This is a genomic window from Nitrosopumilus adriaticus (genome assembly GCF_000956175.1).
GTDB lineage: Archaea > Thermoproteota > Nitrososphaeria > Nitrososphaerales > Nitrosopumilaceae > Nitrosopumilus > Nitrosopumilus adriaticus.
On record NZ_CP011070.1, the window covers coordinates 190489 to 209799 of the forward strand.

A 19311-nucleotide genomic window follows, 5' to 3' on the forward strand; every position below is an offset into this window, starting at 1 on the left:
ACAGAAATTCTCATTACTAAACAATTGGACGGATACAAAATCTTCTTTGTTGTACCTATTACAGTTATTGTTACAGTTCTTGTTTTTATCGGAGTTCCTTCTATAACATTACTTGTATTCAGTCCTGATTATGATGTTAATGTGGATGCAAGAATTGATAAACAAAATTCCCCCATTATTGGACAAGTGTTAATACAAAACACTGGTTCTCAACCACTCACAAATATTATAGTAGACTTTGGTGAGGGAGATATTCTGGATATTGGTACACTAGACAATTTACATAAAGTAATTCTCACTCCTCCTGCTGATAATAAAATGGAATTTGTCACAGTATCAACAGATCAAACTGTCATTGTAAAAAAAACGTATAGAGAAGTTAAGATAACTGAATAGATTTGAGTTTAAAAATTTCACACCTATTTACATCTCATTTTATCCCCAATAATGGTTCAAACCTCTAAGAATTCAGAACCGAGAATTTTATACTGAATATGACTAGATAATCTGTAGGTTCTACTTTTACTGTTCTTTATGTAAAAGGCGTCTCAATTATTCCTCTTTGAACTAGAACCATTAATGCAACAGGTATTCCAACACCAATCAATATTCCTGCTAAAATCAAATAATCTTTATCCATACTATGTTGACAATTATATTTTCATCAGTTATTAGTTTATATCTTTACAATTATAAAATCATATGACTCAATTAGAGAGTCTGTTTCTACAACAAAATTATATTGATAATTTTTTAAATAAAATTATGAAAATATTTTGGATGATGATCCCATTGATCTTCTTTGTAATCCTTGATATTGAGAAGTCATTTGCTGAAGATTCTTCATTCCATGAAGAGTGTATCAGTATGAATAACACAAAAAATATTTTATGTAATGAAACGTTTAGACCTCAATCAATGGAAGTGTTTAGTGTTGTAGACAGTTCTGTTGGAATTTTTGAAGACCCAGATTCTAAATTATTAGTTGTAGATTTGGGAACCTTTTATGGAATAGGAGGAAATGGGACAATCCCCGATATCATCAATGTATACCGAGATAATATTCTGTGGAAAACTACTACTAAAGAAACAGGCATAGCTCCTTCAACTTCTCATAGTGAATGGCAACTTCCACAAACCTTCTTTTTTAATGAGCTCCCAGGAAAATACAAACTTGTTCTAATTACAAATAACACTGAAACATTTGTTTATGAGTTCCTAGTAATGCAAATCACAGACAAATTTGACAAAAATGATGTGGATACAAACATGAACGATAATTTTGTAGATGATGGCTCTTTTGATACTAGACTGTCTCCACTAAAACAAATTACAAATGGTGTGCCTACAAAGGATGTCATTTGCAATGAAGATATGCAATTAGTGTTTAAAATCACAAATGGTAATCCTGCTTGTGTAACTTCTACATCTGTAGAAAAATTAATTGAACGTGGTTGGGCCAAATTTTAAATTATTTAATTAAACTCCAATTTTTGAATTTTTTTCTGACTCTATTTTCCTTTACAATTGTAAAGTACCCTTTTTTAATACACCATATTCCTAACTAAATGTTACATGGTTAGCCAAAATTTGTGGATAGGAATCACTGTTGGAGTGTTTTTTGTAGGATTGTTTATGGGATTTGGGGTTTTTTCAGGTACCATGACTGTTGGAAATATGCCAATGCAAAACCAAATGATGAATGATCCTCAATCCATGAATCAATGGATGGGAAAAATGATGAATGATCCTCAAACAATGAACCAAGTACATGATATGATGCTTAATGATCCTCTACACATGGAACAGATGATGGGACCTATGATGGATAGAATGATGAATGATCCTAAACTACAACAACAAATGATGGGAATGATGATGCAAAATCAAGGCATGATGAATTCTATGATGAATCAAGACATGATGATGAATCAAGACATGATGATGAATCAAGACATGATGATGAATCAAGACATGATGATGAATCAAGACATGATGAATCAAATTATGACTGATCCCCAAAAACGAGAACAGATGATGTCTATGATGAAAGAACATGTGAAAGATATGGATGAACTACTATCTTCAAACTTGTCTGATAGTGAATTTGCTGCACAAATCTCACAATTAATGCATCAACACATGTCAGACATGCAAGAATTGATGCAAATGCCATGATCTAAGACTTGAAATACTGTTAAAATCATTTTAAAAAAATGAACTCTATTGATAAAACCACAATTTATTGGACAATTGCTATTGCAGTTGGATTTGCATTTTCATTATATGCTGCCAATACATATTTGACTGTAGAAACTCAAAATAATTCTAAACTAGTAGACAAGGAATTACTTTCAATACAAGAAATAGATTCTCCCAAACTAGTATCAGACATGTCTGTAGTTTCTTTGTCTCATAATGATGAATATGATTTAGTTGCTAGTGACATCATCAAAAACATTGGCGGACAATCTTATGAAATGTTTGGATATAATCAAAAATCTCCTGGCCCTTTATTGTTAGTTGACCAAGGAAATGAAATTACTGTTAATTTTAAAAACAATCTTGATTTTCCAACAACTGTTCATTGGCATGGATTGAGACTTGATTATACTAGTGATGGTGTGCCTGGAATTACTCAGGATCCTATATTGCCTGGAGATACATTTGAGTATAAACTAAAGTTCCCAGATTCTGGAATATTCCTCTATCACCCACATGTTAGAACAGAAATGCAGATGGAATTGGGATTATATGGAAACATTCTAGTTGAATCCGAAAACAAAATTCCTACAACAATCCAAGTTCCATTAATTTTAGATGATGTCTTGATTGCAGAAAATGGTTTAGAAGAATTTGATTCTAAAATTGTAACTCATACACTTATGGGGAGATTTGGAAATACTATGATGATTAACGGTGATGCAAATTACTCATTAGAAGTTAATCAGTGGGATATTGCAAGATTCTATCTAACAAATACTGCAAATACACGAATCTTTGATTTTGGAATAGAACAACACAAACTCAAACTTGTTGCAGATGATGCAAGTAATTATGAGAAAGAAGAATTTGTAGACTCTGTGATGCTGGCCTCATCAGAACGAAGAACTGTTGATGTTTTGTTTGATAAGCCAGGAGAGTATACAATCACACATACAACTCCTGAAAAAATATATTCACTTGGAAAAATTTTGGTATCGCCTTCAAACAATAAGTATGATTATGACTTTTACAAGATTGTTGAAAACAAAGATATTGTTGCTGAAATAGATGAATTTAAAAAATATTTTTCTGATTCACCTGACTTGGAATTAGAATTTGATGTAAAAACAAGTTTGGTACATCAAATGACTTCTGATGATTCTTCTATGGTTATGAAAGAACATACAAATGATATGCAATCTATGAAACCAGATTCTTCTATGGTAATGCAAGATCATGATAATGAAATTCAATCAATTGAATGGGAAGATGGGATGCCTAAAATGAATGCCATGTCAAATGAAGAAAATACTCATTGGATTTTACGTGATGTGAATTCTGGAAAAGAGGGATTTGATATTGATTATCAGGCAAATGTAGGAGATGTTAAAAAAATTAGATTGTATAACGACCCCGAATCTGCACATCCAATGCAGCATCCAATACACTTGCACGGACAAAGATTTCTTGTATTATCTGAAAATGGAATCTTAAACGAAAATCTAGCTTGGAAAGACTCTGTTTTGGTTCCTACTGGAAAGACTGTGGATATTTTAGTTGAATTTTCAAATCCTGGAAAATGGGCAATGCATTGTCATATTCTTGAGCATGCAGAAGCTGGAATGATTACAGAAATTATAGTAAATTAGTTTAAAATCAATATTTGAACAGTTTCTTTTTTCTGGAAGTTGTTTTCTAGCTTTATATTCTCTGTATTGCTTAGTTTGCAAATTATTTGTAGCTGTTTATCAACCAGACCTTACATTTGTAAGGTACTATCATTAAATACAAATTTACTTTTTTCAAAAATGTGGATATAAACACCCTCTCTTTTCAAAACAATATTTTGTGGATATGATAAACTTGAAAAAATTAAAAATTAAAAATAAATCTCTTAGAAGACATCTTGTTGTGGCATCTTTTGGATTTGCTTTGACATTTATTTTTTGGCTAGCTCATTTTGAATGGCATGATGAAATGAGATTATGGCGGGCATTTGGTGATGCAGGATATGCTTTGCTTTTCATAACTCTCATTATTGGGCCTATGAATAAGATTTGGCCAAGTACGACCTTCTTGCTTTTATGGAGAAGAGAGTTTGGAATTTGGTTTGCCGTTTTAGCGGTAACTCATGGACTTTTAATTGCACATGGATGGGCAAATTGGGATGTTGCAGCATTTTTTGGCTATGAATTCATCCCACAATTAGGTCGAATTGCAAGAATGGAGCCTGGTTTTGGACTTGCAAATACTTTAGGATTTGTGGCATTCTTGTGGATTGTAATATTGGCATTTACATCATCTGATAGAGCAATGAGGTGGTTGGGTGCATCGCCTTGGAAATGGATTCATACTGGTTCACATATTGTATTTTATCTAGTTGCAATTCACACTTCATATTTTCTTTTTATACATTATACTGAGTCATTTCATAAATCAGTTCCACCTCAAAGTACATTTGTAATACCATTTATTCTAATGAGTGCCATAGTACTTGCTTTGCAGATTACTTCATATATCAAAACAGTGAAATCAAAAAATCGAAGAATATCCCAAAAATAATGCATTATCTTGATATCACCTTCTTGTTGAAATATTGTTAGTAAAAATGACTGATCAAACCCATTCAAAATTTTCTCAGAATCTTTTATGGAGATTAAAAATTCTCACATTTACTTCTGGAGCAGTTGTGATGGGTTTGGAGATTGTTACAAGTAGAATACTTACTCCTGTATTTGGAAGTACAATTTACACATGGGGAAGTTTGATTGGAGTAATTTTAAGCGGTTTAAGTCTGGGATATTATTTAGGAGGAAAACTATCTGACAAACATCCAAATTTTGAAAAAATCTGTGGGATTGTTTTTTCAGTAGGATTATTTATTGTAGGAATTCCTTTTTTTGCTTCATCAGTAATTGATTTTTCTCAATATGTTTTACCTGTCCCTCAATACACTCCGTTGCTAGCGACCTTTCTACTTTTGATGTTTCCTTCTGTTTTGTTAGGATTTGTTTCTCCATATGTAATCAAACTTGGAACAAGTTCATTACATAGAGTTGGAAACATTTCAGGAAATCTTTACTCGCTTGCAACTGTGGGAAGTATTTTTGGAACCTTCACAACTGTTTTTGTTTTAATCCCGAATCTTGCAGTAAATCAAATTATTTTTGGTCTAGGGATTGCATTAGTAGGAAGTTCTTTAATTGGCCTTAAAATTTCCCCAAAAATTATTGCAATGGCAATAGTAGTGACTTTGATAATTCCATGGTCTTCATTGTCAATTAATACAATATCTCATAACGGCACTCTAATCTTTGAGAAAGAGACTCTTTTTAGCCATTTAGACATTATCGAGTTTGGTGACAATAGGAGTCTCTACCTTGATGGTTTAAGACACAGTTCAATGAATATGGATGATCCTTTAGATTTGGTTATTGATTATACTGAATATTTTCATCTTGGAATGATGTTTAATCCTACTGCAACAAACATCCTATTTGTTGGGGGAGGGGGATTCACAGGCCCAAAAAATTTCCTAGATTTGTATCCTCAAACAAAAATCGATGTAATTGAGATTGATTCAGATGTGATCGATGTAGCAAGAGATTATTTTAATTTAGAAAAAAATTCTAGACTTCAAATATTCAATGATGATGCACGAAAACATCTATCGACTTTTGAAAAGAAATATGATCTGATAATTCTTGATGCATATGCATCAAACTATATTCCATATCATTTGATGACTGATGAATTTTTTAAAATAGTTGAAAAAAGATTGGAACCAAATGGAGTTGTTGTGTCTAACCTGATAGGTTCAATCGAAGGAAATAACTCTCCTTTGATAAGAGCAGTTTACAAAACAATGCAGGGAACATTTCCAGTATCATATATTTTTCCAACAGAAGATAACCCTGCCTTTGTTCAAAACATAATGATTGTTTCTTCTAACGAACCCTATGAATTTGATCGTAAATTACTTTTAGAAATTGCACAAAGTTCTCCTATAGATTATCTTGATGATGAACTTCAGGAAAAAGAGCATTTCTATGAAGGTTTGGTAGATGTTTCTGATGTGCCATTCTTGACTGATCAGTTTAATCCATCTGAAGTTTTGTTTAATCCGATTACACAAAGCTCTTTCACACAGGATTTTCAAAATTCACTCCCCAAAGAAAATCAACATAGAGAAGACATGGTTAATCTAGGTTTGGGAATTTCTTTATCTTTAATTGGACTGGTATGGGTGATTTATTTTAAAAAGAAAGTTTGGATTGTTTCTGAAAAATAGTTTGTTCATTTTTTTATATGGGTAATTTGTCAAACTGAACTTTACAATTGATTGATGTTAAGTAATAGACAATCGAAATCTATTCTGATATTTTCAAAAATTAGTTCTAATCAGAGAGCAACAAGCTTCACAGTATCCATGTTTTTGTTTGTTTGAAAATCTTTTGTAATTGTAGATACCTTTTCTGCATCACCATTTATCAAAAAGAGCTCCATGCATTTTTCTTTCTCAATTTTACTATGAAGATGTGTTGTGATTAAATCCTCAAAATTATGTGTAATTCCTGAAACCACATGATCAAACTCATCATTGTGAACAACCAAAAGAATTGCATGAATATTTCCTGCCAAATCTTCCTTTTGCTTTTCTTCAGAGACAAATGATCTGATTCCGGCTCTGATTGCCTCGGACCTACCTGAGAATCCCATAGTCTTTTGCAGCTTGTCTAATTCTGATAGAATCTCATCGTTTAGTGAGATTGAAACTATTGGCATATGCCTAATGTTATTAATTATCTTATAAGTTTAGCAATTAATCTTATTAAGATTTTATAGATTTATTAATAATCTGCAATGAGCTGCAACGTGAATATTCAGATAAAGATGGCAATAATTGCAATAGCAATCGTAATTCCATTAAGCTCAATTGCTGTATATGGAACTGATTCAAATCAACGATTTGTAAATATTGATAATTCAAGACTCCAAGTCATTTCATCGTTTTATCCTCTTCATGAATTTTCACAAAATGTAGGAAAAGAAAAAGTTGATGCTATTTTACTTGTTCCTGTTGGAGTGGAACCTCATGATTGGGAACCCACTGTTAAAGATGTTCAAAGGATGCAAGGAACTGATCTAATAATTATCAATGGAATTGGTTTTGAAAACTGGGTTGATGATTTAGAGCAATCAGGCTATTCCGGTGAGATAGTTGATACGAGTAATGGAATTTTAATTAAAACTCATGAAGAAGAACATGAAGATGAAAATCATTTAGAAGGTGATCCACATATTTGGTTAAATCCTGTATATGCAAAAATTCAAGTACAAAATATTGCAGATGCTTTTTCTAATGTTGATCCAACAAATCAACAATATTACCAATCAAATGCTGCAGCATACATAAAAGATCTAGAACTACTTGATTTAAAAATTAGAAATGATTTATCAAACTGTAAAAATGATTTTATAGCTTTTCATGATGCATTTTCCTATTTTGCAGATGAATACAATCTGAAACAACATACAATAATTTCATCAAATGATCCTCATGGAGAGGCTACTGCAAAAACATTAGAAAATATAATATCTACAGCTAAAAAATTAAACATTAAAGTTATCTTTGCAGAAGAAAGTGTTGATACTAGGACATCTCAAATAATAGCAAATGAAATTGGTGGCAAAGTCTTAGTGTTATCCCCACTAGAGAGTTCATCTGATGGAACTTACATTTCTAAAATGACTAAAAATTTTGAAAATCTAAAGGAGGCATTATGTTGAAAATAGTTGAGATTGAAAATCTAACCGTTCAATATCCTGATGTAAAAGCTCTTGATGATGTTAGTTTTGAGGTTAATCAAGGCGATTTTTTAGGCATAATAGGCCCTAACGGTGCTGGGAAATCTACTCTTTTTGATTCTATGCTGGGATTAAATACAAAGTACAAAGGAACTATCAAATTTTTTGGGGAGGATATTAGAAAATCAAAAAATTATCTAAAGGAAATAGGATATGTACCACAAAAACCTATCTTTGAAAAAAACTTCCCAGTAACTGTAACTGATGTTGTAAGAATGGGATTGAGAAATGAATCAGATGAAAACAAAATTGATAAAATTCTACAACAATTATGGATACACGAACTACGAGACAGAAGAATTGGTGATCTATCTGGAGGCCAACAACAACGCGTGTTTATTGCCAAAGCCCTGATTTCAAATCCAAAAATTCTGATTCTTGATGAACCTGTAACTGGAATTGATCAACAAAGCATTGATTTGTTTTTTAGTATTTTGCGTGAACTAAACTCTAAACAAAAAATTACTATCATTTGGTCATCTCATGATTTGGATGCAGTAAATAAATTGGCAAATCATGTTGCCTGCCTTAATAGAACACTCTTCTTCCATGGAGAATCTGAAAAATTCTTTTCAAATGATGAACTGGTAAAACAATATTCTGAAGCCTCAATGCAGGAACACATGCATCATCACTAAATCATGTCTCTAGAAATTCTCACTTTCAGTTTTATGCATAGAGCACTAATTTCAGGAATTGCAATTGCGATTCTTTGTTCAGTTGTTGGGTTATTCCTTGTTTTGAGACGTTATTCATTATTTGGAGATGCAATAGCGCATTCATCATTTGGTGGAATTGCTATAGGGTTGCTAGCTGGAGTCTACCCACTATGGACTGCATATGGTGTTTCAATTGCAAGTGCATTAATTATTACAAAAATTAAAGACAAATACAATATCTCTGGTGATGCATCAATTGCAGTACTTTTATCGACTGGAATCGCAGTTGGTCTTGTAATTATTGGATTATCGGGAGGTTTTACGATTGATATCTTTAGCTTTCTCTTTGGGAGTATTCTTCTTGTTAGTGTAGATGATACCGTACTAATTTTGTCATTGACAGGTGGAATTTTAATCGTAATTTTACTGCTATATCGTCAAATTCTTTATTCAACTTTTAATGAAGAGCAGGCAAAAGTAAGCGGAATTCCTGTTGAGAAAATAAATTATTTGATTGTGTTTATGGCAGGGATTACTGTTGTTACGTCAATACAACTTGTAGGGGTATTGCTAATTTCAGCTTTGTTTGTAATTCCTAATGTTACGGCAATAATGTATGGAAAGGGATTCAAGCAAACTGCAATAATCTCTATGAGCTTTTCTATTTTTTCTGTAGTTGTAGGAATTCTACTTTCTTACATATTTGATATAACTCCTGCAGGAACTATTGTTTTATTGGCAATCAGTTTACTTGCAGGAACTATGGGAATAAAATCATCTGGATTACTATCTAAGAATTAATCAAAGAATTCAATCTTCTTTTATCCTGAACACTCTTTACAAAAAATAATGACGTTGCAATAATACCTAATGCAATTAGTGGAGATGCTATTTCTGTATACTTTAATTCAAAACCATTTGTTTTTTGAATTTGTGATGGTATGATTGGAATTTCTGTCATTTGTACTGTTCCAATTTTGTTTGACTGTTGTTCAACAAACCACACATTCCTGTCTCCATCTGATGTCATAAATTGTGTAAATGTTGATTCGGTAGGGATTGGAACTTCAATTTGATTTTTATTGTCTGGATCATAGACTCCAAGACTATCTACTGTATGCTGTGCAAACCACACATTTCCATACTTGTCAAATGTCATACCAAATGGTAATGCATCTTTGTTTGGAATAGATATCCTGTCAAATGATTCTAAAATGGGATTGAATCTAGCAATTCCTAAGCCTGTATGCTCTGCGATCCAGATGTTTCCTTCATGATCAAACAACAATGCCTCAGGACCCTGCAAAGGAGGCTCAGCTGAGAATTCCCTTATTTCATTATCTTTAGAATCAATATATCCAATTTTTCCTGTACCTGTTGTTGTATACCATATTTTCCCTTCATCATCAATTGCTAGAGCAAATGGCAATGATTCTTTTTCTGATAAAACGATCTCTTCAAATTTATCTAATTCTGGTGAATATTTTACAATTCTATCTTTGTTGATTATTGTAATCCAAATATTATCATCAAAGTCTGCCTGAATGAAAAGTGGAGTATTTTCTGAAATAACTGGATCTAATTTCGGAATAGTTTTTATTGTAATTTCTTTTGTATTTGGATCTAGAAATCCAATTTGATTTCTAGGAGTGTCTGTAAACCAAATGTTTCCTTTGTTGTCTTGTGTTAGAAATGTTGTAGTTAACCCATCAAATGAATATGATGTAAATTCTTGAGTTTCAAGTGAGAATTGCCACAATCTTGGAGCAGATGCATCACTAATCCAAATTGAATTACTCCCATCATATAATGGATAGAGTGGTTTTGCATCTTCTGGTAATTCATATTCTGTAATCTGTGTTTGAATATCTCCTAGTCTTGGTTTTACAAGTAAATTCAAAAGTTTGGATTCGTTTGCATTCTCTGATCTTTGAGCTTCAATCTCAACTAACCATTCTCCTGAAAATCCAAATGTTAACTCTCCTTGGAATTCTATCGGATCATCTTTTTCTTGTTTAGTTAATTCCATAGGAATTTCGATTGGTGAAATACCTTTTGAAGGATTAGAAAGTTTTACTTTAATTTGATTAGAATCATGTATTTGATTCCCATCAAAGTCACTAACTTTTACTAGAATTGTATTTGTTCCACTAGAAAATGGTGAGATATCTACATCAAATTTTACATTATCTGTAAACTCAATGGTTTGAAATCCATAAATAATTTCTTGAGCATCAACTTTTTGAATTTCACCTGCAGGTAGTGTTCCATTTGTAAGTAATGCAACTACTCCAAGAAGAATTATCCCTAATACAGCTTCCACCTTTAGTGAATTTTTCAGTTTTTTATGAACTGAAATTTTACCTGACTGGAAACTCTTTTCAGCATTTTTCTGAACTTTAAACTGCAACAATCCTCCCAATCCAATCATAATTCCAGCAATGGCAATTTTTAGAATAATTAATTGACCATACACAGATTCTGTAATAATCCCTACATCACTTTCTAATAACCACATCAAAGTTGGTCCTGTAATTATGACAATCCCTATTGAAATAATGAAAGCAATTGAAAATCTAGGAATTAATACCAAGCTCATCTTTTCTCGATTTTTTTCTTTTAGCTGTGAAAATGTTGGCAACAACGTAAAAACAAAATAAAAAATCCCTCCTATCCATACTGCTGCAACTAAATTATGAACGTAATCTAGCACAACTGCTGCTATCTGACCACTTGCAGCACCATGTCCAATCAAGCTTGAAGTTGAAATTAATGCAAGCGAAGCTATTAGCATTGGGATCTGATTCTTTTTTGATAGGATTTTTTTTCTATCCATTCCAAACCAAATACCAAGTAAGATAATTGTAATAATCATCCTAGCTAGCCATATAATGCCAAAATCTGTTTGAATGGAATTAAGTGGGGATGTTTCTAACCTGATAGTTTGAATTGCAATCATGAGAACGTCTGATATGAAAACAAGCATTAATCCAATTCCTGTAATTGACATAAATTTCCCATGATGGAAATTTTCTACTTTTTCTAACTCCTCTTTGATAATCTGTTTGTTTTGAGTTCCCCAAATCATTAGTGATGCAATTACTGCACCTAAAACAATAGTTTGACCAACTAATCCTGGAAATCTTGAACCAGCTTCAGGTAAAAATACAAGATCTCCCTTTGTTTCTTGATCAAGTAAAGAAGGATCAACTATTACATCTCCAACTGCAAATTGAAATGCACTTGGAACTAGATGACCGTCTACTTTGGATAAAACTTTAGTTGATGCTGTGTATATTCCATCTTCTAGTGGTGGGGTTGTAACGATTAACGACAATTCATTTTCATAATAATCTGTATCTCTATTGTCGATTTGATTTCCTTCTCCATCAAAAACTTTGATTTCACTAAAATCAATGTCTACTGGTTCTGAATAAAATACAATTACTTGAGTAGTTCCTGCAGGAGCATTTGATGTTAAACTAGGAATAGTTTCTTCTGTAAATGGATGTGCTGATACAAATGGTATGGATGTAATTGATAAAATTACTAAAACTAAAAGAAATTTTTTCATTTGATCTTATGAACAATATTGATAATTTAAACAGTTTTCATATGTTCGTTATTTGTACCAATTCACGTAAAGATAATAATGTGTAATAGTAGTATGATAACTATGAAAATAGTAATTTTTGGATTTCTTGCATTAGTGTTGAGTGTAGGAATGATTTCTACTTCTTTTGCACATACTACTGTTGAAGTTGATAATTACAAAATTGAAGCAGGATGGGGAATAGAGCCTCCAGTTGTAGGAATTAGAAATGATCTTGTCTTTAAAATTACTGAGCCTGGAGATTCTGAGGGCTCATACAAGGGAGTAACTAATGTGTTCAAAAATGTTGAAGTTACGGCCATGTATGGTGGAGCAACCAAAAAAATTGATATCAATTCTGATCCTAGACCTGGATACTATTTTTCACCAATAATTCCAACTAAAACTGGAAGTTACATTATGGATTTTAAAGGTGACATTCGAGGTACTACTATTGACATAAAAATTCCAGTTGAAGATGTAGAACCAACTGCAGTTTTAGATTTTCCTCCTACAAGCAGTCAGGGAACATCTGATATCACTGCACTAAAAAATGCAATTTCATCTATTCAACAAGACGTATCTAAACTAAAGTCTGGTGAAACTTCTGTGCAATCTGATGGTGGTGCAGCTTATGACTTTGCAATATTTGGACTATCAATTGCAGCTGCAGCTATTATCTTAGCAATCATTGCTCTAATAAAAAGAAAATAGAAAAAGAGGATTCCTAAAATCTTGGAATGACTCTAGATTTTGCAGTTACTGCAACTATGCTTATGATTGCAACAGCTAGTATCATCATTGCAATTGTACCAAATTCTGGAACAACCTTTGCTGATGCTACTTCGCCCATTGGTCCTGTCCAATCTGCTTCAGAACCAGGAGGTCCAATACCAAGAGAAACTATTTTGATGTCAATTGGATTTTCATCTGAACCAACGGCATCTACCATGTGACTTGCAGTCATTTCCATGGCATGTGCAGTTTCTTGTAGGACTGTTTCACCATTTTGCATTGCAGTTATTTCATAGTTGACATGTAATGTACTGAATTCAAGATCAACTTGAGTTCCGCCTTTAACAGCTGAGTCGGTAATTGTTACCATTAATTCTCCAGCCATGCCACCTTCTTCTGCTTCAACTTCTTGTACTACAATCAAACCTTGCATCCAAGGATGTACCATACAGAAGTAATTGATTTCACCAACTGTATCTGGAGAATATTCAAATGAATTTCCTGCCATTAACAGTCCTGTATCAAATTCACCACTTGGGCCATCTTCAGGGGTTCCTGCTGTGAATGTGTGTGCTGCTGTATCAGGATTTGACATTATTACCTTGCCGCCTACATCAACAGTTGCAGTACTTGGAATGTAACATCCCTCTGCAGTGTCTTCACATCCTGGAGCTCCAGAACCCATAGCTGCCTCAATTGTGACTTCTGAGTGATCTGCAAAAGCAGCTGGTGTTGTTGCAACGATTCCAGCTACAATAGCAAATAGTACGAAGAAAGAGCAAATTGCTTTAGTCTTCATTAGATTGAATACTTGCTCAGATACATAAAAACCTCACTGGAATTCCCAGATTTAGTATTAGTCTTTTTTGAATTGGTACAACTTTAGAATTCCAAATATAGGGACTCCTATGTACATTCCAATATTTAGTAAAACTATAGAGATTCCATATCCTAGCATCTCTTCTTCAGAATCAATGTTTGCGTGATTCAATAATGATAATGATGTTAACATTGGTGTAAGTGTTATTTTCGTAAATTCTTTGAATATGGGCTGTTCTCGCTCCAGATCTGCAACTGTTGGTGAAAATGAATAATAGAACTGATTGAATGTGCTCATAAATGCTGTTCCTGACTTGGTTGATAGGATGGTATTATCTCGAAGTTCTCTTAGTTGTTGAACCTGTGGTGCAAGTTCAGAACCATATGTTGCAGTTGCAATCAGACAACCACCATTTTCTCCATTGACTTCGTTTTCAGGTGGTGAAATTGGTTGAGCATTGGCCTCGCCAACTGCAATGTCAAAAGAAACTGTCTCAGGTGGAATAGGTTGGAACAAAATTCCTTCAACTACAAAGTCCATAGAATATACTCCTTCTCCTAGATTGAATTCAATTGGAATCTTTACAGAACCTACTGAGGTATGTGTTAATGGTATTGGTCCAAACACTGTTTCATCATCTTTTAAAACAGTTACCGAGTAATCAATATGCTCTTGAATTTTTTGTGTTTGAGGATTAATAAAATCGATATTAATTTTGGTTTGAGTGTTTGGCTGTATTTCGTCATAGGTTAATTTAACATCTAATGTTCCTTTTTCAGTTGGAAGTGTTTGTGATTCAGCAAATGCTGGTACAAGTAATAACGGAATAATCAGTAATGCAAATAGATATTTCATATTTTATTTCTGAGAGTCATGAATAAAAGTTATACTCATTTTATCAAAAAAATTCTCACTCATAGAAATCCTATATCATCTTTAAATATGGAATTAACTCAATTTTTGTATTGTACAAGTTTGCATTATTAATTGCGATTCTTGGGATTTTTTCTATTCCTTTAGTTCTTCCCGATGCATTTGCACATGGACTAGGAGGAGATCAGGCCGAACCACTCAGTTTTGGTGATATGGAAGTTACTGTCCGTACACAGCTAAGTCCATCTGATATTACCGTTGGAGAAGTTGATTCAGCAAATATGCAAGTTCGTTTCTTTGATACTTTAACTGACAAGAATCTTGACAAAGTTACTTACAGAGTAGAAGTTTGGCAGAGCGGTGAACTTTTAGCTAGAAATCTATTTTATGATTTGGATGGAAGATTGGATGTAAAAATTAAACCAAAAGCTGATTGTAATAAAGATCTTCTTGAAGAATGCTCAATTTATGGTGGTTCTGAGCATGTTAGTGCCCCAGGTGCATTATTTGTTCATGGTGAAGCATGCACTGATGATAATTTAGACATATGTGGAAGACCATCAATTACAGGTCCAATTTTTGTAAAGGGTGGACTTTACAAAATTAGGGTTGACATTGAGGCAGCTACGAGTCCCAGAACAGTACTAGCTAATTTACTAAGTTACGAAACATTTGTCAGTGTTGCACAAGAACAAGACTTTTTCATAAAGACTGCAAACGCTGAAGAAATTCCAGTAACAATAAAAACATACTATGATGATGTTGATAACTTTAAGTTTGATAATGCTGATAATTCAATTTCATTTGATATGCCCTTTGATTGGAGTCCGTCATATGTTGACTTGGTTCAAGTAGTTCATGAAGAGGTCAGAGTTCCAAAAACATTTACTCCTTATGCAGAAGGCAAACAATTCAAGGGATATGTCAATGGTGTGGAAATTGATCAGCGTGCATTGCTAAATGATCCTTATTCATATGATGATACAAACATTGTCCATTTCCTAATTACCAAAAGTGAGTTACAAAAAATCAATGAAACATTAGGACCAGGTAACTATGATAACAAAAAGATGGATTTGAAACTTGTTCCGTTATCTGAAGTATCCAAAAGTTCTACAGAATTTTATCTAGTTGATGCTAAAAACTTTGAAAAAGTCCCAACCACTGTAAAAATTTCATGGGATGGAAAATATGGTGCTAACCAAGAAATTCCATTTGAATTTACATTCTTTAATGAAAATAAAGAACTAATCAGAGATATCAAATATGCATACTTTGTTTTTGATGAATTCGATAATGAAATAGCCAGTAATGTTGGTCAAAGTTCTACTGAACTTGGAATTTCTTCTACTGAAGGAATTGATGTACAAAGAATTTTTGTTCCATCTCAAGGACAAATCAGAGTTGATGTCAAAGTTTTAGGAACTGGATTAGATTATAATCCAAAATATGCTGGAATTGGTACTGCGATTATTGAAATAGGTCCGGGTGCCCCTGTATCTACACCTACAAAAGCTGCCATACCTGATTGGATTAAAAATAATGCTGCCTGGTGGGCAGCAGGACAAATTGATGATAATTCCTTTGTTCAAGGAATACAATATTTGATTAAAGAAGATGTTCTAAAAATCCCTCCAACAACACAGGGATCAAGTTCAGGCTCTAGCGAAATTCCATCATGGATTAAAAATAATGCAGAGTGGTGGGCAGCAGGACAAATTGATGATGATTCTTTCATTCAAGGAATTCAATTTTTAATTAAAGAAGGCATTATGAGAATTCAATCATAGGTTTTTAAATAAATTATGTAAAGTGATAGTATAATGAAAGACATCAACGACATAATGCCCAAAGTCCCAAACATGAAATGGGGAGCTTTGATGAATACACCTCCAACAAATGATAAAGTTGAAGAAATGAACAAAATTTTTCCAAGTAATGGTAAATGGCACACTGTCTTTGAAGAACAAGATCTAATCACAATTGACGGAAAAGAGATTCGTAAAAAAGATCCAAACAAGTGGACCTAGTTTGAAAAATCAAACGTTATTCTTACTCTTTCCAGCTCTACTTGCATTAACATTTGGTACTGTATATGGTCATGGAGTTGGCAGTGAAACTTTTCCCCCTGAAGAACTAGACGGTAGACTAGTGACACTGGAGGTTTCTTCCTCTCAAAGTGATCCTAACACAAATGATGATCAACAAATATCAATTTCACTAATTGATTTTGATTCAAAAATTACATTAAGAGATGTAACGTTTTTGATAAAATCACAGCGTGGTGAACAATTTCTTTTTGAACAGGAATTCAAAGCTGATAATGGATTCTTAGTTTTTAATTTTGTATCAGAAGAACGTGATTCTATATTAATTGAAGAGGATAATGATGGAAATCTGTTTGGTTCATTGTTAGGACTGGATAGTAGATTGATTCATGTCAAAGGCCCAAAACTCAGTGAAGGTGGTCTATACAAATTTGATGTCACCATACTTACAGCAGATGGATACTCCAAAAAATTAGCAAAACCTCTAGTTTTCAATGCTGGAATATCTATTGCGCAAACCACTCAATATGATTTTGTTGATGAAAATTTTGGAAAACAATTCATTGAGGTAATCTCATACTATGATGAGATTTCTAATTTCAAGTATGATTCAAATTCAAGAGAAATTAGCTTCTCAATGCCCTTTGAATGGAGTCTATCTAACATTAATCAAACATCTGTAGTTCATCAGGAAATAGTAGTTCCTAAAAATTTTGGTGATTTACTAGTGTCTGGCTATGATATCTACATTAACCATGTTAAAATTTCCAAAGATGTAGTAAACATTGATGATTTTTTCTCTGAAGAACGTGTTGTTCACTTTATTATATATCAAAGTCAACTACTGAATGTTTTTCAATATAATCAAAATCAGGACGGAATGAACTTTATCATTAAACCAGATCGTGATTACACCCATTTAAGCTCAGTCACTGAAAATGGACAGTTTAGAATTCTAGTTTCTTGGGAGCCGGAGAATTTGAAATCTAATTCTGATGCAAAAATAATTTTTGATATTACTGATATTTTCTTAAAGAATAGACCTGTTGCAACAAATTATGAATTTTCAATGACTCATAATGATAAAATCATTTATGAACAAAGTGGAGTTAGTAGTGATTCAAAAGAAGAACATAATATTGCAGAATTTATGATACCACAAGATGTCTCAGGAATTGTATATCTAAATTTTAAAAATTTAGATAACAATAATCTTGCAAAATCAACAATTCCAATAATAATTGATAGAATAACAAATGAAATTTCAATTCCTGATTGGATTAGAAATAATGCATTATGGTGGTCTGAAGAACAAATAGATGATAACACATTCATTCAGGGAATTGAATATTTAATCAAAAATAATATCATTGTAATTCCACAAACACAGCAAGAATCATCAGCATCACAAGAAATCCCACCATGGATTAGAAATAATGCTGCCTGGTGGGCAGCAGGACAAATTGATGACACTACATTTGTTCAAGGATTGGAATATCTGATTCAAAAAGGAATCATTCGTGTCTGATCGATTCTTGTTCGAAAAATGAACCAGTCGCTTTAAATCCGAAAAATAGTAATTTTGATCACTTTGTTTAGACCTGAAAACATTGTTGAAAAAAAATCGACATTATTCTCAATTGTAGTAACTGGTGTAATTGCAATTTTAGCACTGCCTATAATCATCCCACATCTTTTACATGGGTATCATCTTGTTCACATTTTCTTACATATTGGAGGAATTACACTATCCGTTTTTATTTCTGTATTGGCAGGAATTGCATATTTCAGACTACGAACAAAACGTCTCCTACTAAGTGCTATAGCATTTACGACCTTTATCGGAGCAGAAGTTGTTTTGCTAGTAGATGCAACATGGCCAAATATCTACGATATTGGAGATATGTCATTTTCTGAGATAGGACATTTATTGACGTTTGTCACATTAGGATTACTAGCATTAGGAGTGTTTAGAAATGACTGATAGAGATTTCAAATTACAACAAATCATTGAAGAAAATCCTGGAATTCAATTCCGTGAAATAATGCGTTCTTCTGGATTAAAAAATGGTGTACTTAGCCACTATCTTGGAAAATTAGAAAAAAACGGAATCATCAAAGTAATTCGTGGCCCACGCCAAGCAAGATTTTATCCACCTCGAATCACAGAAGAAGAGTCTATTGTAATTAAAGCACTGAGAAAACAAACTCCACGTGACTTGTTACTTGCATTAATCAAAGAAGATGGCTTAGAGTTTAGTCAACTGGTAAAAGAAGTTGGAAAATCACCATCAACTGTTTCATTATATCTCTCAAAAATTGTAGATGATGGATTAGTTGAAATTAAACTAGTTCGACTCAAAAAGAGATATTATATTAAAGCAAAGGAGCTCATAGATAAATTAGTTGAAGACTATAGACCCAACTCAATTGAGAAACCAACATCTGGATTCGAAGATATCATCAACTCTCTCTAATTCAATTCTTTGCATTTCTGCAATTGTATCTTTT

Annotated in this window: 19 protein-coding genes; 15 read left to right on the forward strand and 4 right to left on the reverse strand. The window is 32.9% G+C overall.

All coding sequences use genetic code 11. The features are described from left to right. Positions 1–24 precede the first annotated feature (24 nt). From NADRNF5_RS01085 to NADRNF5_RS01110, 6 genes are all read left to right on the forward strand, one after another. Positions 25–396, forward strand: coding sequence for a hypothetical protein (locus NADRNF5_RS01085; RefSeq protein ID WP_237089299.1), 372 nt, complete (start codon positions 25–27; stop codon positions 394–396). A 369-nt stretch (positions 397–765) separates the two neighbouring features. Then, complete coding sequence (locus NADRNF5_RS01090; protein WP_148313034.1) at positions 766–1470, forward strand: hypothetical protein; 705 nt, start codon at positions 766–768, stop codon at positions 1468–1470. Positions 1471–1575: 105 nt separating this feature from the next. Then, the gene (locus NADRNF5_RS11220; protein WP_052661854.1) at positions 1576–2178 is read left to right on the forward strand and encodes a hypothetical protein; all 603 of its coding nucleotides are present in this window, start codon (positions 1576–1578) and stop codon (positions 2176–2178) included. Positions 2179–2216: 38 nt separating this feature from the next. After that, positions 2217–3854: a multicopper oxidase family protein gene (locus NADRNF5_RS01100; RefSeq protein ID WP_052661855.1), complete on the forward strand. Its 1638-nt coding sequence runs from the start codon at positions 2217–2219 to the stop codon at positions 3852–3854. 214 nt (positions 3855–4068) lie between these two features. Further along, entirely contained in the window at positions 4069–4767 is a 699-nt protein-coding gene (locus tag NADRNF5_RS01105; RefSeq protein ID WP_160289371.1) for a ferric reductase-like transmembrane domain-containing protein, read from the forward strand. 46 nt (positions 4768–4813) lie between these two features. Continuing rightward, a complete protein-coding gene (locus tag NADRNF5_RS01110; protein WP_052661856.1) occupies positions 4814–6496 on the forward strand; it encodes a spermidine synthase in 1683 nt (560 codons plus the stop codon). A gap of 110 nt (positions 6497–6606) precedes the next feature. Here NADRNF5_RS01110 and NADRNF5_RS01115 read toward each other — a convergent pair whose 3' ends face one another. After that, positions 6607–6990, reverse strand: a complete 384-nt coding sequence (locus NADRNF5_RS01115) for a CopG family ribbon-helix-helix protein (RefSeq protein ID WP_048114822.1) — start codon at positions 6988–6990, stop codon at positions 6607–6609. Between the two features lie 90 nt (positions 6991–7080). Between NADRNF5_RS01115 and NADRNF5_RS01120 the strand changes: the two genes are divergently transcribed. From NADRNF5_RS01120 to NADRNF5_RS01130, 3 genes are read left to right on the forward strand one after another with little or no spacing between them, the layout of a single operon-like run. Further along, the gene (locus NADRNF5_RS01120) at positions 7081–7995 is read left to right on the forward strand and encodes a metal ABC transporter substrate-binding protein (RefSeq protein WP_048114824.1); all 915 of its coding nucleotides are present in this window, start codon (positions 7081–7083) and stop codon (positions 7993–7995) included. Next, positions 7989–8711, forward strand: a complete 723-nt coding sequence (locus NADRNF5_RS01125; protein WP_048114826.1) for a metal ABC transporter ATP-binding protein — start codon at positions 7989–7991, stop codon at positions 8709–8711. The genes NADRNF5_RS01120 and NADRNF5_RS01125 overlap by 7 nt, the downstream gene beginning before the upstream one ends. Before the next feature lie 33 nt (positions 8712–8744). Further along, on the forward strand, positions 8745–9533 hold the full coding sequence (locus tag NADRNF5_RS01130) for a metal ABC transporter permease (protein ID WP_048114828.1): 789 nt from the start codon (positions 8745–8747) through the stop codon (positions 9531–9533). On the opposite strand, the gene NADRNF5_RS01135 is transcribed toward NADRNF5_RS01130, so the two are convergent. Next, positions 9523–12306 (reverse strand): copper resistance CopC/CopD family protein, encoded by a 2784-nt coding sequence (locus NADRNF5_RS01135; protein ID WP_048114830.1) that lies wholly within the window; start codon positions 12304–12306, stop codon positions 9523–9525. The two genes, NADRNF5_RS01130 and NADRNF5_RS01135, sit on opposite strands and share 11 nt — an antisense overlap. 102 nt (positions 12307–12408) lie before the next feature. Here NADRNF5_RS01135 and NADRNF5_RS01140 point away from each other — a divergent pair, with 102 nt between their 5' ends. Further along, entirely contained in the window at positions 12409–13038 is a 630-nt protein-coding gene (locus NADRNF5_RS01140) for a hypothetical protein (protein ID WP_048114832.1), read from the forward strand. 13 nt (positions 13039–13051) lie between these two features. Here the strand turns inward: NADRNF5_RS01140 and NADRNF5_RS01145 are convergent, their stop codons facing one another. Continuing rightward, positions 13052–13858, reverse strand: a complete 807-nt coding sequence (locus NADRNF5_RS01145) for a PEFG-CTERM sorting domain-containing protein (protein ID WP_048114833.1) — start codon at positions 13856–13858, stop codon at positions 13052–13054. A 57-nt stretch (positions 13859–13915) separates the two neighbouring features. Further along, positions 13916–14734 carry a CFI-box-CTERM domain-containing protein gene (locus NADRNF5_RS01150; protein WP_048114835.1) on the reverse strand — a complete coding sequence of 273 codons (819 nt, stop codon included), beginning with the start codon at positions 14732–14734 and terminating at the stop codon, positions 13916–13918. A gap of 101 nt (positions 14735–14835) precedes the next feature. On the opposite strand from NADRNF5_RS01150, the gene NADRNF5_RS01155 reads away from it, so the two are divergent. From NADRNF5_RS01155 to NADRNF5_RS01175, 5 genes are all read left to right on the forward strand, one after another. After that, positions 14836–16542 (forward strand): hypothetical protein, encoded by a 1707-nt coding sequence (locus tag NADRNF5_RS01155; RefSeq protein WP_048114836.1) that lies wholly within the window; start codon positions 14836–14838, stop codon positions 16540–16542. Positions 16543–16575: 33 nt separating this feature from the next. Next, positions 16576–16782, forward strand: a complete 207-nt coding sequence (locus NADRNF5_RS01160) for a hypothetical protein (RefSeq protein WP_048114838.1) — start codon at positions 16576–16578, stop codon at positions 16780–16782. Between the two features lies 1 nt (position 16783). Beyond that, positions 16784–18328: a peptidase gene (locus NADRNF5_RS01165; protein WP_237089301.1), complete on the forward strand. Its 1545-nt coding sequence runs from the start codon at positions 16784–16786 to the stop codon at positions 18326–18328. 63 nt (positions 18329–18391) lie between these two features. After that, positions 18392–18784, forward strand: coding sequence for a hypothetical protein (locus NADRNF5_RS01170; protein ID WP_048118685.1), 393 nt, complete (start codon positions 18392–18394; stop codon positions 18782–18784). Beyond that, positions 18777–19277, forward strand: coding sequence for a winged helix-turn-helix transcriptional regulator (locus tag NADRNF5_RS01175; RefSeq protein ID WP_048114843.1), 501 nt, complete (start codon positions 18777–18779; stop codon positions 19275–19277). Before NADRNF5_RS01170 ends, NADRNF5_RS01175 begins: the two co-directional genes overlap by 8 nt. The last annotated feature ends 34 nt before the right edge of the window (positions 19278–19311 follow it).